We start from the raw sequence: 16,523 nt of genomic DNA, 5'->3' as shown, positions 1-16,523 counted from the left end.
GTATAATGTTTAATTTTTTGAGTCTAGGCCATCTACCGTAACCCCTTGGAGGAAGCCCGCACCTTTTTGTTCATTATTTTGCAGCTTGATCATTAGGCGCAAATCGTTTGGCGAGTCAGCATGATGCAGTGCATCTGCATAGTTGATCCGCTGCTGCTTATAAAGCTCAAACAACGCTTGATCAAAGGTTTGCATGCCCATGTCTTTCGATTTTGCCATTGCCTCTTTAATTGAGCCAATATCGCCTTTTTTAATAAGCTCAGCAACGAGTGGGGAGTTAAGTAACACTTCAATGGCAGCTTCTCGCCCTTCTCCCTTTGAAGAAGGCACAAGTTGTTGCGCCACAATAGCACGCAAGTTCAGCGCCAAATCGTACTTTAGTTTATCGTGCTTTTCTTTAGGGACTAAGTGCATGATACGGTCAATAGCTTGGTTAGCATTATTGGCGTGCAAGGTCGCAACGCATAAATGCCCCGTTTCAGCAAAACTCAGTGCATACTCCATGGTTTCTTGCGAGCGAATTTCACCTATTAAAATAACATCTGGCGCTTGGCGTAATGAGCTTTTTAAGGCAGATTCGAAACTGTCAGTATCAATGCCTACTTCACGCTGAGTAATGATGCTTTTTTGGTGTTGATGCACAAACTCGATGGGGTCTTCAATCGTCAAAATATGACCACGCTGGTTACGATTACGATAACCAAGTAGTGCCGCAAGCGAGGTTGACTTACCCGTGCCCGTACCACCCACAAATAACACCAAACCACGTTTGGACATGATCACATCAGTCAGTACTGACGGCAAACCTAGCTCATTGACATCTGGAATAGCGGTCACAATACGGCGAATAACCATGCCCGCACAATCTCGTTGCCAAAACGCAGAAACACGAAAACGCCCGATATCGTTAGCAATCGCAAAGTTACACTCTTTAGTGTCAAAGTATTCTTGCTTTTGCTTGTCGCTCATAATCGAGGTAACAAGATTCAGTGACTGCGCGGCATCCAATCTTTCTTCACTTAACGCCCTTAGCTCTCCATCAATTTTGGCGCTCACAGCAAGCCCAGCCGAAACGAATAAGTCAGATGCCTGTTGATTGGCCATCGTTTGCAAAAACGGTTCTATATTCATCATTACACCACTACTTAATAGCCGCTATTAAACTGGTTTTTATCATGCGCTTTCGCACGCGCATCTTGCTGTGTGATCAAGCCACGGTTTAATAGGTTTGTAAGGCATTGATCCATAGTTTGCATACCGTGCATCCCACCAGTTTGAATGGCAGAATACATCTGTGCAATCTTGTCTTCACGAATAAGATTACGAATAGCGGGGATCCCAAGCATAATTTCATGCGCAGCTATTCGCCCGCCGCCAACTTTTTTCACCAGCGTTTGTGAAATAACCGCTTGTAGCGACTCTGACAACATAGAGCGCACCATGTCTTTTTCTTCACCAGGGAACACGTCCACAATACGGTCGATGGTTTTAGGTGCTGAGGTAGTGTGCAAAGTACCAAATACTAAGTGACCTGTTTCTGCGGCAGTTAGCGCTAAACGAATGGTCTCAAGATCACGTAATTCACCGACCAAAATAACGTCAGGGTCTTCACGGAGTGCACTTCTCAGCGCCGCGTTAAAGCTGTGCGTGTCTCTATGTACTTCACGTTGGTTGATAAGACTTTGCTTGTTGTCGTGAACAAATTCAATCGGGTCTTCGATGGTTAGAATATGGTGGTGTTTGTTGTTATTAATATAATCCACCATGGCAGCCAACGTGGTTGATTTACCTGAGCCTGTCGGGCCGGTTACCAACACCAAACCGCGCGGGTTATCTGAAATTTTGGTAAAAATGTCTGGCGCCCCCAAATCATCTAAGCTCAGCACTTGATTTGGAATGGTACGGAACACCGCAGCAGGACCACGATTTGAATTAAACGCGTTAACACGAAAACGTGCCAGATTTGGCACTTCGAACGAGAAATCTACCTCAAGGTTTTGCTCATAGTCACGACGTTGATTATCATTCATAATATCGTAGATGAGGCTGCTGACGTCTTTTGCTTCTAACGGCGGGATATTCACCCGGCGTACGTCCCCGTCAACGCGGATCATAGGGGAAACACCTGAAGAAAGGTGTAAGTCAGATGCTTTGTGTTGAACACTAAAAGCTAATAATTCAGTAATATCCATTTATAACTCCACAATGAGCACTAGTACTATATGGTTACAATAGCAGAACGCTTAGATAACGCCTACGGCAGGATAGAAAAAGCCAAGCAAAACTGTCAATTCAGCGAAACAGTACAATTACTCGCGGTTTCTAAAACCAAACCTATCGCCGATATTGAGGCTGCTATTGCGGCAGGCCAAACCCAATTTGGTGAATCTTACGTACAAGAAGCGGTTGATAAAGTTGCCTATTTTAAACAGAACAAAGCGCTTGAATGGCACTTTATTGGTCCAATCCAGTCCAATAAATCAAGATTAGTCGCCGAAAACTTCCATTGGGTGCAAAGCGTGGATAGAGAAAAAATCGCACGCAGGCTGAATGAGCAAAGACCAACAAACTTAAAGCCACTCAAGGTACTGGTGCAGGTCAATATTAGCGGTGATGACAACAAATCAGGTTGTCATCCTGATGAGGTTGATACGCTTGCGCAGTTTATTAATGACTGTCGTCAATTGGAGCTTCGTGGCTTGATGACTATCACAGAGCAAACCGATGACAGACAAAAGCAATTACAATATTTCCAGCAAATGCGCGCTTGCTTTGATAGACTAAAGGACCAATATCAACAGCTAGATACCTTATCGATGGGAATGAGTGGCGATTTAGACACTGCGATTGCAGCAGGTTCTACCATGGTTCGCATTGGTACTGATATTTTTGGCAAACGACAGTGAGGTGAATAACACAATGTCAAACAAGACAATTGCATTTATTGGAACGGGAAATATGAGCTATGCCATTATCGGTGGCATGATCAAAAGTGGCTTTGACGCGCAGTCCATTATTGCCACCAACCGCAATGCAGAAAAACTTGCCAAAGTCGCAGAGCAATTATCGGTAAGAACAACACAAGATAATCTAGAAGCAGTCGCTGCTGCCGACGTCATCGTCTTGTCTGTAAAACCACAGATGATGGCCGAGCTGTGTCAGACCTTTCAAGATGCAGATATTGATATTAGTAATAAACTGTTTATCTCTGTCGCCGCCGGTATTACCGTTGCACGATTGAGAGAAATGCTCGGCCAACCAGTAAAAATGGTGCGCTGTATGCCTAACACGCCATCATTGCTCGGACGCGGCGTGTCTGGCTTGTATGGCGTCGACATCAGCGATGAAGAAAAAGACTATGTAGAGCAAGTATTTTCATCCACCGGTATTGCCCTATGGCTTGATGAAGAGTCGAAAATCAACGACGTGATCGCGGTAACGGGTTCATCTCCAGCGTATTTCTTCTTGTTTATGGAAGCCATCGAAGAAAAAGCTAAATCCCTAGGCTTTAATGCTGAGGAAGCCAGAAAGCTTGTGCAGCAAACTGCGCTAGGTGCGGCTGAAATGGCATTATCACAACCAGAAATTAGCATCGCTCAGCTACGCGCAAACGTCACCTCTAAAGGTGGCACAACCCATGCGGCCGTTGAGCACTTAAAAGCACAGCAATTACCAAAAACCGTAGCGGACGCGATGGATGCATGTATCGCGCGCGCTGAAGCAATGGAAAAAGAAATCTAAAGGTGACCAATGAATGCCATGCAATTTTTAGTCGGGATCGTATTTGATCTATTTTTAATGGTCGTATTACTACGATTCTGGTTGCAGCTTGTCAAAGCGGACTTTTATAACCCGCTAAGCCAAGCGGTTGTTAAAGCAACCTCTTTTGCCGTGAACCCGCTGAGAAAAATCATTCCGGGTGTGGGCGGTTTAGATCTTGCCTCTTTGGTGCTGGCATTCATTATTGGCTTTGCCAAAATGGCGACGCTGATGGCGTTATTCGGTGGTTACTTTGACGCGTTAGGTGCGCTGGTTGGTGGTGCAATTACAGTAGTAAAAGAAGCATTTAGTCTGGTGTTCTGGATCCTTATTATTCGCGCCATCTTAAGTTGGGTAGCGCAAGGCTACAATCCAGTTGCCGCAGTATTTGAGCAGTTAACTGAGCCGATGCTAAGACCTATTCGTAAAGTAATCCCACCGTTAGGCGGACTGGACTTATCTATTTTAGTCCTAATTATCGGCATGCAATTTTTGCAAATTCTAATGATGGATTTACTGAGATAGGAGCGCCCTAATGAAACCATTTATTATTGCATTAATGATGCTGCTTGCACCAAGCGTGTTCGCTCAAGATGAGCAAGGCGGTCAATTTAAAGACTTAGGTCCTTGGGAAGTGCATTATATCGCCTTCCCGTCTACCTTTGTTCAGCCTACAATTGCAAAAGCGTATGGCTTAATTCGTAGCGGCAAAAAAGCAATTGTGAATATCTCGGTTTTGGCCGACAAGCCAGGCAAACCAGCGGTCCAAGCTCGCGTTGCGGGGAGTGCCAAGAACCTGCTTGGTAAAACCGTACAACTAGAGTTTAAAGAAGTCGTAGAAGGTGAGGCTATATACTATCTCGCCCAATTAGATTACGACAATGAAGATATTTTTCGTTTCGACATTGAGATCAGTGAAGGTAAGCAAAGCCGTAAACTCACGTTCTCACAAAAGTTTTATGTAGAGTAGAGAAACTTATGGCAAATAAAGTGGTACTTGCCACGGGCAACCAAGGTAAAGTCAAAGAGCTTAGCGCGATGCTAAACCAGTATGACATTGAGGTATTACCGCAAAGTGATTTCGACGTGCCTGAGGTTGCAGAAACCGGCACGACCTTTGTGGAAAACGCTATTATCAAGGCGCGTCATGCTGCTAAGATTTCTGGCTTACCTGCCATTGCCGATGACTCAGGGCTTGAGGTAGACGCCTTAAACGGCGCACCTGGAGTATATTCCGCGCGTTATGCAGGCGCTAACGCCGACGACCAAAAAAATATTGCTCACTTACTCGCAGCGCTTGGTGAACAAATTGAGCGCAGCGCTCGTTTTTGGTGTGTTTTAGTTTATATGCGCCACGCTGACGACCCAACGCCGATTATTTGTCAGGCAAGTTGGGAAGGTGAAATCACCACAACACAACAAGGCCGAGAAGGGTTTGGATACGATCCAATCTTTAAGGTACAAGGTTTAGACTGTACATCAGCAGAGCTAACCAAGGAAGAAAAAAACGCAATCAGCCATAGAGGACAGGCACTTAAACAACTCGTCAGTCACTTTCAAGGCCTCGCGTGAAACTACCTCCATTAAGTCTTTATGTGCACGTACCTTGGTGCGTGCAAAAGTGTCCTTACTGTGATTTCAACAGCCATGGTAAAAAAGGCGATATTCCTGAAACGGAATATATTCAACATTTACTCCACGATATCAAAGCCGATCTTCACTATGTTCAGGGCCGTAAACTCAGTAGTATTTTTATTGGCGGTGGCACCCCTAGCCTGCTTTCAGGTGAAGCGTACCGCTATTTGCTCACTGAAATCGAGGCGCTAATTGGTTTTGAGGATGACATTGAAGTCACTTTAGAAGCAAATCCAGGTACAGTTGAAACAGATCGTTTTAAACATTATGTCGAGGCTGGCATCAATCGTATTTCGATAGGTGTGCAAAGCTTACAACAGGAAAAGCTCACTCAACTTGGCCGTATTCATGGCGAGCAAGAAGCGCTAAACGCAGCACAAGAAGCCCATCAAGCAGGGTTAAACAGCTTTAATCTTGATTTGATGCATGGTCTTCCCAATCAATCTGTTAGCGATGCCTTAAGTGATTTAGAAAAAGCCATTGCAATGGCACCGCCACACCTTTCTTGGTATCAATTAACCATTGAACCAAATACGCAGTTTGCCTCTAAGCCTCCGGTTTTACCTGAGGATGAAACACTGTGGGACATCCAAGAACAAGGTCAGGCATTACTTGCGGAGCACGGCTATCAGCAATATGAGATCTCAGGCTATGCCAAAGCGGGATTTCAATGTCGACATAACTTGAATTATTGGCAATTTGGCGATTATCTCGGGATCGGCTGTGGTGCGCATGGCAAAATCACTTTGCCTGAGCAGCAACAGATCCTAAGAACCGTAAAAGTAAAGCATCCTCGCGGCTATATGGATCTGAGTAAACCCTATTTATATGAGCAGTGGCATGTTGCAAGCGATGACAGGCCATTTGAGTTTTTTATGAATGTATTCCGTTTAAAAACTGCCGCATCAAAACAACAGTTTATTGACTACACTGGCCTTGAACTTAGCGCTATTGCGACGCAAATTGCTGAGGCCGTAGATAAGGGTTTGATTGAGGAAACCAATGATTCATGGCTAGTTACAAATAAAGGCCACCGATACCTCAATGATCTGCTAGAGTTATTTGTTTAATATAGAAATTATGCGGGTAATATTCACTGCAACCCGCATGAAAACCGCCATTCGGCAACATATAATAAAAGGGTATAAAATGCGTAAATTAACCATTTTAGCAGCAGCGGTAAGCGTCGCGCTTTTTGCTGGCTGTCAACAAACCACACACTCTCCAGCACCAGCTCAAAAAGCTGAACAACAAGTCGTAAAAAGTGAAGTTGAAAAGGCGAACGCACTTTTTGAAGCGTCGTTTACCCGTGGCGTAATGCGTAGCCCAGTTTACCAAACTTATATGGGTATCAAACAAGACTACGACAAGTGGGATGACGGCAGCGAAGCGCGCCAACTTGAAGATCTTGAGCTGACGAAACAAGACTTAGCTGCGCTTAATGCAATTGATCGCAGTAAGCTAGATGCCAATACGCAAGTGAGCTACGATTTATTCAAGCAAGGCCTTGAAAACACCATCGCAGATTTTAAATGGCGCTACCATTCTTATCCGGTAAATCAGATGTATGGTACACACTCTATGGTGCCTGCATTTTTAATCAACCAACATCAAATTACCGATGTGAAAGATGCCAAAGCGTATATCTCACGTTTAAACGGCGTACCGGCTGTATTTGATCAGCTCATCATCGACTTAAAAGCGCGTGCAGATAAAGGTATTATTGCACCGAAATTCGTTTTCCCTCACGTCATTGAGTCAAGTGAAAATATCATCAAAGGTGCGCCATTTGCAGCAGGTGACGACTCAACATTACTGGCGGATTTCAAACGCAAAGTAGCAACTCTTGAAATCAGTGAAGACGAGAAATCGGCACTGGTAAAAGAAGCAACAGACGCGCTAACAACAGCAGTAAAACCTGCTTATAACAAGTTGATTGGTTACCTACATAAACTCGAGAAAAAAGCAGACAAGCGTGACGGTGCATGGAAATTTCCTAATGGCGAGAAATTTTATAATAACGCCCTAGCCCGCACGACAACCACAGCGCTAAGCGCTGAAGAAATTCACGAAATCGGTTTATCTGAAGTGGCACGTATTCATGACGAAATGCGAGCAATCAAAGAAAAAGTGGGCTTCAAAGGCGATTTAAAAGCCTTTATGGAGTTTATGAGAACCGACAAGCAGTTCTACCTTCCAAATACAGAAGCTGGTAAGGCACAATATTTGGCCGAAGCGAAAGCGATGATCGATAATATGAAGTCACGCTTGGATGAGTTGTTTATCGTTAAGCCAAAAGCAGACATGATAGTAAAACGCGTAGAGGCATTCCGCGAAAAATCAGCCGGTAAAGCTTTCTACCAGCAACCCGCACCTGACGGCTCACGTCCTGGTGTATACTATGCAAACCTTTACGATATGGAAGCCATGCCTACTTACCAAATGGAAGCCTTGGCTTATCATGAAGGTATTCCTGGTCACCACATGCAGATCGCGATTGCTCAAGAGCTAGAAGATATGCCTAAATTCCGTAAGTTTGGTGGCTACACTGCATACATCGAAGGTTGGGGCTTATATTCTGAGCTTGTACCAAAAGAAATGGGTTTATACGAAGACCCCTATTCAGATTTTGGTCGCTTAGCGATGGAATTATGGCGTGCGTGCCGCTTAGTGGTAGATACGGGGATCCACGCAATGAAGTGGACACGTCAAGAAGGTATTGATTACTACGTAAACAACACACCCAACGCTAAGTCAGACGCTGTGAAGATGGTAGAGCGCCATATTGTTATGCCTTCACAGGCGACAGCATACAAAGTGGGGATGTTGAAGATCCTAGAACTTCGCGAAGCCGCTAAAAAAGAACTGGGTGATAAGTTTGATATTCGTGAGTTCCACGACGTCGTACTGAAAAATGGCCCGGTTCCACTAAACGTGCTTGAATCATTTGTTGATGAGTGGGTAGCGAGCAAAAAAGGCTAACTCCTACTACCAATATACTTAATGAAAGCCAGCATGCTCAATCATGCTGGTTTTTTTATTTCACTTACATAAGCTGTATTTAGAGAAGCAAATCGGTATCAGAAATAATGGCCGCTAGAGAGCGAATTGTTATTCCGCCCTCAGGTTACTCTTCTGTAAAATTAAATTCTGTTCCGGTTAAAATAATATGCAAGCAGGCACCGCCATGCGCTGGGCTTTGCATTTTGATTTCACCCTTCAGCTTCTGCGTTACTAAGTTATACACAATGCTCAAGCCCAGTCCTGTACCACCCGAAAAACGCTTTGAAGTAACAAAAGGCTCAAAAATGGCAGGTAGTAGCTCTTTATCTATTCCCGCGCCGTCATCTTTAAAATAAAAATGGATATAATCGTTAATTAACACGGTAGATACCACAATATTGAGCTTTTGTCCGTCAATCTTGGCATGCTTGATACAATTATTAATACTGTAACCAACAACTTGACTAAACACGGATGGGTAACTGTTCAACACTAAATTGTCTGGGATTTCGAGCTCAATGGCATACTCATCATGGTTTAACTCTGATTGGTAGCAATCAAAGACATTTTTAACCAAATGCTTGAGGTTGAAAGAGCTCTTTTCTTCAAACTCTCGATTCACGGCCACTAGCTTAAAGTCATCAACCAGCGAAGCTGTGCGATGCAGATTATTTTCTAATAAATATAACGCTGCTTCTGCCTCAGTAATTAGTGTCGTTAAGGTTTGTCGCTGTAACTTACCAAGTTCAAGTTGCGATTTTAGTGTAGCAACTTGCTCTTTTAAATGCGATTGGCTGGTAATAGCAACACCAAGCGGCGTATTTAACTCATGAGCAAAGCCACTTACCATATTTCCTAAGCTCGCCATTTTGGCTTCTTCGATTAAGCGTTGCTGTGCTGCGCTCAGCCGCGCTAGTAAGGTTTCAATAAATGCTAATAAGTCATCGAGTTGATGAGCAATTTGTGCAATTTCATCATTACCGTCAATATTCACCCTTAGGCTAAAATCTTCAAGCTTAGCAACTTTCACCAGTACCTTATTGATAGCCAATATATGCCGTGTGACTTTGCTATTTTGGTAATTAAGTAAGATAAGCACGGCAATATTCATTAGTACAATTAAAATGAGGCCATATAAAATGATGCTTTCTTTACGTTCTTGCGTAACGGCTTGGGTACGGATTGATACTAATTCAAACTGGCTTCTTAACTTTTGCTTCTCGGTGAACAGCTCAGCACGAACGCCTTCACCGTCGTGTAAACCTAGCTTTCTCAAAATAGTGACATAGCTTGCAAAACCCGCGTCATACCGCTTTAGCAAGTTGCTTATTTCTTCACTTAGCGCATTGCTTTTAATTAGTTGTTCAGCATGCTTCACTAGTTGCTCATGCTGTTGTAAATAACTTAAGTCAGATCTTAATAAAAAGTCCTTTTCTCGACGTCTTAATTCCAATACTGCAATTTCTAGCTGAGGCATAGCTTTGCCTGAAATCCTATCCTGCAAAGCATGAGCACTGCGTCTAAACTCACCATAAATGCCAGCATTTTCATCATAGCCAAGCTGTTCATACAAACGAATGAGTTCATCTAATTTTGCAAAATAGGCTTTTGACAACTCATTCAGGGTTAAAAGTAGAGGTAGCAAATCCTCTTCATTGGCCATCGAATTTAGCAAATTGCTAAAGCTATCCTGATAGCTGTATTTTAATTGTGGAATAGCAGACACATGCTCCTTCTTTACTCTAATCAGAATATGCTCTTCTTGGTCCATAGTACGCTGCAGCGCTGTTTGTACATGACTCAACTGCGCGGTCAGACGTGCACTACGGCTCACCTCATAATACAAAAACCAGCTGACGAATATGATCACTATCGCAGAGGTAAACGCGGCGATTTTAAAAAATAGAACTGACTGCTTTAACTGCACGGTACACCCTCGCCTAACTAATACTCTGTAAGCTTAGTATAGTTCTAATGAGTTTCCTGATTTGTCTTTAGAATATGATTTTCTTTGCTTTGATGTTGTGACAGATTTTTATCGTAATACATATTGTGATCCGCTCTCGCCATGAGTTCAGACACACTGCTCCGTTTTGATGCAGGAAAAGCGTACCCAACGCTTATCGATGTTTGAATGGTATGCTTATCAATTTGTAGAGGTTGACTTGCAACCTGCTCTTTAATATTTTTTATGATAGAGTTGACCAAAGCGTCTTCTGACACTCTGTGTAAAATAATAACAAACTCGTCTCCCCCTAAACGCGCGATAAAGTCATACACGCGTACTGAATTCATCAAAATAGACGAGACATGGAGTAACAATCTATCTCCAACCTCATGACCAAACTTATCATTTACTTGCTTAAAATTATTTAGATCGAGGTTGAGTAGTACAAATGACGGCTGCTCTGAACGACTGAGTAGGGTATTAAGTTGCCTAATCGCATAACGGCGGTTAGGCAATTTAGTTAAATCATCCTGCAACGATGCGATACGCGCCAAATGATAAGCTCGATAGAGCACTAATAATGATAGAAACAATATCGACGCGACAGCAGTAACCAAAACCTGTGCTTGTTGCTTCGCTTTTGCGTAAGTGCTCTCGTCAATTTGATAATTAGCCACAAGTTGCCATTCACCAGATGGTAAATTGATTGGTATGGATAAATCCGGTGTAGCAAACAAGGTGGCGGTACCATAAAATACATCCCCGCTTTCCCCTTGCCCATCTCGGCCTCGAATAGCTAAAACTGCGTTTTCCAGCTCATTAATTCCACTGTATTCGAGCAACTTTTGATAATCCAAAACCACACTTATCGCGCCCCAATAGTTCTTATTCCTCGGATAGTCTGAAAATACAGGAAACCTCGCTATCAAGGCTTCTCCACCCTGTACGAGCTGTAATGGACCTGCGATAAATACCTTTTGAGAGTTTCTTGCAATTTCAACAGTGCGATATTGTTCAGGGTTAGTGCGAAAATCAAAACCGATAGCCGCTCGATTTCCTTCAACAGGATAAACATGGCTAATAATATTATTTGGTGCAAGACCAACATGGCGAATTAGCGTCGACTTTTCAACCGCTTTTTCAACCACATGAGACCAGTGCTCGATAGCAAAATCAGGATCAATTGTTACGAAAGTCGCTAAACTTTCAGCCAGATAGGTGTCCATAAAAATGGCATTTTCAATTTTGGCACGAATAAGTGAAATATTTGACCTTACCGTTTCAGTTCTTTCACTTACCTCCTGAACCACTATAGAGTGAGAAATAAGCTTTACCGCGTAGAAAGTCAAACTCCAGAACACGATGGTAAACAACGATAACAGCACTATGGTTTGTTTTTCTACGGTTACCTTCATCGCCTCTCTTACCTACCAAGGTTTGAACACTGTCTTACAATAAACCAGATTAGTTACAAAAGCATAGGCGAAAACACAGAAATCGCTAATTTTCCGCTAAGTCCGCGAAAGGAGGCTCCTTGCTAGGCTTAACACAGTACACTGAAACCTTATGTTAGCCAGGTTACTTTAACAGCTAATATGGCTCGCTCTTGGTTGGCTTCATGACTAATAGTTTACGGCGAACTGAGAAGTTCATTGCATGAATATCAAAAATGAACTTACTCATCCTTCACCCAGCCCTATCTAGAAATTAGAGACATCGGACCCGCAATTAAACTATATATTCCCCAGTGTAATAATTTAGCTCTCGCCGCTGGATGCGCTAATAATCTTAGTGCATGCCGATAGCTACGGTGTTTGATGTTTCGTTTTGCTAAATCACACAAGTGGGCACCAATGTATTTTTCTGCCATTTTTGCTGAACAGTCAGCTACTTTACCAATATGGATATCTATAAACAGTCTTTCAGCAAAAGGACAAATTGTGCTTGGTGGCGCTTTATCACAAGCGCTATCAGTAATCCCAATATAGTAAAAACTTTCTATTGCAGGGGTATATACGATGGTTGAGTTTAACGCTATTTGCACATACAAACTTTGATCTTCACCCATCCATTCCCCTTCTGGAAAGCCGCCTAAGCTAGTGAAGGTACACTTATCTAGAACAATACTTGATGCGGTAAAAGGCAAATCACCGTTTGCAGCAATTTCAAAATAATTATTCATTATGTAACCGTCTGGATCCCAGCTGGTTAGCGCTATCTTTGCATCAATGTATTTTTGCTTGTCTAACACTTTTTGATAACGAGTCGCATAAAGACCGCCTTCAGGGAAGCGACGGATCAACTTACTAACCTTGGCTAAGAAAAATGGCGACCACTCATCGTCAGCATCCAAAAACGCGACATAGTCGCTTGTAGCGTGTTTAACACCATTGTTTCTCGCGCTAGACACCCCTTGATTAGCTTGTTGAATGACACGTAAATTCTTTAGGTTCAGTGCTTTCACCTTGTCCACGCTATCATCTGTAGACCCATCATCAACAACGATTATCTCTGCTGCTTGAAACTTTTGAGCAGCTACACTCTGTAGCGCACGTTCAATGCAGTCACTTTTATTATATAGTGGAATAATTACGGAGAACTGTACTTTGCTCATGAGTTTCACTCCAGTTGGAAATTGATAAAGAAACGGCTTGTTGAAGGGGTAACTTAGGTTGGGTGAAACCATACCTTAACCCGTTGGTAATGCGGTTATGGACATCCGCAACATTAAAAGTGTCAGCGTCAAAGCGATTGTCAGTGCTCGTTGCTGTTTCAAGGCACCACTGAGCGCATTTATTGTGATACTCGAGACTAAGATAAGGAGTCTCCATCATGTAGGCATAAATAAGTGCGTGTAAACGCATACCAACAACGGCCTTAAACATCGACATGCATTTCAACATTGCAAAGGGATTGGCGACATAGCTGATCCGCTGTACGTCAACCCAACTAGGCAATGCGGAAACGATTTTGTCGTGTACAAGCTTATCGCTAATAAGCGGCTGATCGTTGAGCTCGATTAAATAAATCTTCTCCTGCGTGCTCTCCCAAATTGACGTGATTAGCTTCACAGCTTTTTCAACCCTTTGCTCCTCTGCATATGTATTGACATCACCAAAAGGATTAATCACTTTGGGGCAAAAGTTAAAAGCAATGCCTTGTCTGGCAAGTGGGCTGAATTTGCCACTAAAGTGATGTAGCAATGAGGGAGCAAGGTCAAACGTGTGTTTGATGTTAGCTTGAGGAGCTAACGCCGTTGCGATCTCAAAGCTTTGCTTGTCTCTGACTGTGACCAAGCCACACTCATTTAACAGCTTTTTACATTGCTTTTCAGCGTGGATATCACGGAAACCTTCGATGCCAACACCTAAAGCCATCGAGTTTTTCGCTCCTGCCAAAGCAAGCATGTGGCGCTTTTGCGCGATGTCTCGACTACTATGAAGCACGGAACCACCGCCAAATATAACTGCTTTTGATTGCATCGCACGCTGATAATGTTTGATACGCTGATGCCCTCGAAACTGACTTAAGGTTTGACCGGTACAGCCAAGCTCTTTCAAAATAGGGTTTTCGATGGGAGCATTTACGGCAATTTTTGTACTTCCTAAAAACGTCTTGGCGCCCAAAATAGTCGCTTGCATGAGTGCATCATCGCCACTGTTCCTCATGCCGTAATAACCAACCAAGTATGCGTCAAAGTGATTAATCATATTATGTAGCTTCCGCTAAGATGAAAAGATACGTTTACTACAGCAGTTAACATGCCAACATGTAACCACTTGATTTAAAACAAATATTATTTTATCTCATCAATTTATTCGCAGATTGCATCGCATATTAAAATGAAAACTGAGTCCCAGTCAGAGCAACTCAGTTTAGCTTTAACGCTTTTGCTGACATATGTAGTGGATGAGTACAGCTGATGCTTTACACCAGCGGAAGCATTAAGTATCCAAGATTCAGACAAGTTAGAATCAAGAGGATCTCGGCGACAACAAGGAAAAGTTTTTGCTACTGCTTGCTCTAAGAAAGAAACTGTTAGCAGCGTTGTCGCCGGACTTACTCTCTGTAAACGATTACGTATCAATGTGGATTGATGTTAATAGGCCCCTCTAGCGCCCAAAACACAAGGTACTGTCTTGAGGATAATCTTAATATCTTGTGTAAAACTTTGGTTTTCTATGTAAAGCTTGTCTAACATTACTTGTTGTTGAAATGTCGTGTCAGCACGCCCAGTTACTTGCCATAAACCAGTTAGTCCTTGTTCACAGTTCAATCGTCCAAGCTCATTTACCTGATAAGCATTCACCTCTTTCTCAAGGGCTGGACGAGGTCCTATCAAAAGCATGTCACCACAAACAACATTGAAAAGTTGAGGTAACTCATCAATTGAATATTTACGGATAAAGCGTCCCACAGTCGTGATCCTAGGATCATTACGAAACTTAGCGCATACACCTTCTCTGTTACTTTCTCTTGGGTCTGGCGCACTGAATTTAGGGTCATCTGCAGTATACATAGAGCGAAATTTATACATTGTAAAACGGCGACCTAACTTTCCAACTCTCACCTGCTTATAAACGCAAGGACCTTTACTCTCTATCTTTATGAGCATCATTACCAGCAATAATAACGGAGATATAAGAAGTAGGCCGATACCTGCGAAAAGTCTTTGAAGCATGACAGGGAGCCCATGATGAAGACCGTCAGAGTTATCGCTTGAAGGTGTTGCTGCAAATGTCATGTTACTAGATAATTTTTTAGTAGTGTTCATGATTAAAGCCCTCTCAATGCTTGATTAAGAATATAAACTCGGAATAAAAAAGTAGGGTTACCGATAACGTAGCGATAGAACTTAGTTTTGGGTTCTTGTATCAAACGCCAAACCCACTCTAGACCTAGTTCACGCATCCAAAGTGGTGCTCTTGGCACGTTACCCGAGAAAAAATCGAAAAGCCCACCAACGGCTAACGCACAATTGGCATTGATTTTATGTTTGTTTTGGTCAATCCAGAGCTCTTGTCGTGGTGATCCTAATGCAACTAGCACAATGTCAGCTTGGCTCTCATTGATTTGCTTAATTACCGCGTCGTCATCACTAAAATAACCATGATGTGCCCCCGCCACTTTTAGTTTGGGATAGGATTGCATCAAGAGTTTCGCTGCTTTGTTTGCAACGCCAGGCTTAGCACCTAATAGAAATAGCGACTGCCCAGATTTCTCCATCTGCTCACAAAGGATAGGTAACATATCAGTGCCGTTGCAGTTGTCAGCAAGTTGAACACCAACCTTTTTCACCGCTAAACGCATGCCTGAACCATCAATGAAATTACGGTTACTTCTTCTTAGTACAGAGAATAATGCGTCGTCATCGGCGGCTAGATTGATAGAGTTTGCGTTAATAAAATAAGCGCTACGACAGACCGGTAAATTCGAAGCGCTAAGCACCCAAGTTACAGCCTCTTCCATCTGGCAGTTACTAAACTGAATACCAAAAACTGAGCGAGCATCGCACTGCTTTGCTTTACTCGAATAAAATAAACGGCAGAAGAAAATTCTTACAACCATGGACAGATCAGCTTGCCACCCTTGCTGTGCTTGCTTCTGTAGCAGTGTTTGTGGATCTTCTGCCTTTAAGCCTGTTAGGCTATGAAGTTGGAGGTAGTCAAATAACCCTGGTTGAGTAAATGGCGATTTGAAGTTGTCGATTTTTGGTATAGATATGTTATCTCGCAGCAGTGGGTTTCCAACGAAACCAATATCTCCTTTTAAAACATTGAACACCACTGCGCTATCAATAAAAAAACCTTTTCTCCACTGATATAACTCAACTCTAGATCCACTGATATCAATCCAAGATTTTTTCTCTATCGGAGCCTTCATCAGCAGTATTGAAAGTAAAAAATTTACGCTGTAGATTGGCAATAATAGAATGAAAAAAATAGCCGCGATAAGTAGCGATGTATACCTTGTTACTGCTGCGTTTGAGATTTTCTGTTCAAAATTTGACTCTCTCATAAATCACCTCGACTCCAGTTTCCTTACCTAGCTTTTGCTACTACCGTGCCAAAATTGCAAACTGTTGTTTTTATTGAAAATATGAGAAAAAATGAAGTTAATGGTCGCAAAATGCAAAATAAATTCCGAATTAGAAAATGAATTTAGAAAAGATTAAAAA

Annotated in this window: 15 protein-coding genes; 7 read left to right on the top strand and 8 right to left on the bottom strand. The window is 42.7% G+C overall.

Annotated elements, in window-relative coordinates:
• Positions 1-9: 9 nt before the first annotated feature.
• Positions 10-1,131 (bottom strand): PilT/PilU family type 4a pilus ATPase, encoded by a 1,122-nt coding sequence (locus tag L1D50_RS13690; RefSeq protein ID WP_128728911.1) that lies wholly within the window; start codon positions 1,129-1,131, stop codon positions 10-12.
• A 14-nt stretch (positions 1,132-1,145) separates the two neighbouring features.
• Positions 1,146-2,192: a type IV pilus twitching motility protein PilT gene (locus L1D50_RS13685; RefSeq protein ID WP_128728627.1), complete on the bottom strand. Its 1,047-nt coding sequence runs from the start codon at positions 2,190-2,192 to the stop codon at positions 1,146-1,148.
• Between the two features lie 30 nt (positions 2,193-2,222).
• On the opposite strand from L1D50_RS13685, the gene L1D50_RS13680 reads away from it, so the two are divergent.
• From L1D50_RS13680 to L1D50_RS13650, 7 genes are all read left to right on the top strand, one after another.
• On the top strand, positions 2,223-2,906 hold the full coding sequence (locus tag L1D50_RS13680; RefSeq protein ID WP_128728628.1) for a YggS family pyridoxal phosphate-dependent enzyme: 684 nt from the start codon (positions 2,223-2,225) through the stop codon (positions 2,904-2,906).
• A gap of 13 nt (positions 2,907-2,919) precedes the next feature.
• Positions 2,920-3,741 carry a pyrroline-5-carboxylate reductase gene (gene proC, locus L1D50_RS13675; protein ID WP_138522106.1) on the top strand — a complete coding sequence of 274 codons (822 nt, stop codon included), beginning with the start codon at positions 2,920-2,922 and terminating at the stop codon, positions 3,739-3,741.
• A 9-nt stretch (positions 3,742-3,750) separates the two neighbouring features.
• The gene (locus L1D50_RS13670) at positions 3,751-4,284 is read left to right on the top strand and encodes a YggT family protein (RefSeq protein ID WP_128728630.1); all 534 of its coding nucleotides are present in this window, start codon (positions 3,751-3,753) and stop codon (positions 4,282-4,284) included.
• A gap of 10 nt (positions 4,285-4,294) precedes the next feature.
• Positions 4,295-4,729: a DUF4426 domain-containing protein gene (locus tag L1D50_RS13665; RefSeq protein ID WP_138522108.1), complete on the top strand. Its 435-nt coding sequence runs from the start codon at positions 4,295-4,297 to the stop codon at positions 4,727-4,729.
• Positions 4,730-4,737: 8 nt separating this feature from the next.
• Positions 4,738-5,331, top strand: coding sequence for an XTP/dITP diphosphatase (locus L1D50_RS13660; RefSeq protein ID WP_239966230.1), 594 nt, complete (start codon positions 4,738-4,740; stop codon positions 5,329-5,331).
• The gene (gene hemW / locus L1D50_RS13655) at positions 5,328-6,464 is read left to right on the top strand and encodes a radical SAM family heme chaperone HemW (protein WP_128728633.1); all 1,137 of its coding nucleotides are present in this window, start codon (positions 5,328-5,330) and stop codon (positions 6,462-6,464) included. Before L1D50_RS13660 ends, hemW begins: the two co-directional genes overlap by 4 nt.
• A gap of 79 nt (positions 6,465-6,543) precedes the next feature.
• The gene (locus tag L1D50_RS13650; protein WP_128728634.1) at positions 6,544-8,376 is read left to right on the top strand and encodes a DUF885 domain-containing protein; all 1,833 of its coding nucleotides are present in this window, start codon (positions 6,544-6,546) and stop codon (positions 8,374-8,376) included.
• 145 nt (positions 8,377-8,521) lie between these two features.
• Here the strand turns inward: L1D50_RS13650 and L1D50_RS23580 are convergent, their stop codons facing one another.
• The 6 genes from L1D50_RS23580 to L1D50_RS13620 form a co-directional block, all read right to left on the bottom strand.
• On the bottom strand, positions 8,522-10,324 hold the full coding sequence (locus tag L1D50_RS23580) for a HAMP domain-containing sensor histidine kinase (RefSeq protein ID WP_128728635.1): 1,803 nt from the start codon (positions 10,322-10,324) through the stop codon (positions 8,522-8,524).
• Between the two features lie 44 nt (positions 10,325-10,368).
• Entirely contained in the window at positions 10,369-11,760 is a 1,392-nt protein-coding gene (locus L1D50_RS13640; RefSeq protein WP_128728636.1) for a diguanylate cyclase, read from the bottom strand.
• A gap of 281 nt (positions 11,761-12,041) precedes the next feature.
• Positions 12,042-12,959, bottom strand: coding sequence for a glycosyltransferase family 2 protein (locus tag L1D50_RS13635; RefSeq protein WP_239966229.1), 918 nt, complete (start codon positions 12,957-12,959; stop codon positions 12,042-12,044).
• Entirely contained in the window at positions 12,919-14,055 is a 1,137-nt protein-coding gene (locus tag L1D50_RS13630) for a polysaccharide pyruvyl transferase family protein (RefSeq protein WP_239966228.1), read from the bottom strand. Before L1D50_RS13630 ends, L1D50_RS13635 begins: the two co-directional genes overlap by 41 nt.
• A gap of 389 nt (positions 14,056-14,444) precedes the next feature.
• Positions 14,445-15,119 carry a sugar transferase gene (locus L1D50_RS13625; protein WP_239966227.1) on the bottom strand — a complete coding sequence of 225 codons (675 nt, stop codon included), beginning with the start codon at positions 15,117-15,119 and terminating at the stop codon, positions 14,445-14,447.
• Between the two features lie 2 nt (positions 15,120-15,121).
• Positions 15,122-16,363 carry a WecB/TagA/CpsF family glycosyltransferase gene (locus L1D50_RS13620; RefSeq protein WP_239966226.1) on the bottom strand — a complete coding sequence of 414 codons (1,242 nt, stop codon included), beginning with the start codon at positions 16,361-16,363 and terminating at the stop codon, positions 15,122-15,124.
• Positions 16,364-16,523 lie beyond the last annotated feature (160 nt).

Origin of the sequence: Pseudoalteromonas sp. Isolate6 (assembly GCF_022398435.1) — a bacterium.
In the GTDB taxonomy this organism is placed as follows: domain Bacteria; phylum Pseudomonadota; class Gammaproteobacteria; order Enterobacterales; family Alteromonadaceae; genus Pseudoalteromonas; species Pseudoalteromonas galatheae.
The sequence above is the reverse complement of the archived record's forward strand: the minus strand, read 5'-3'. Positions and strand labels throughout refer to the sequence as shown.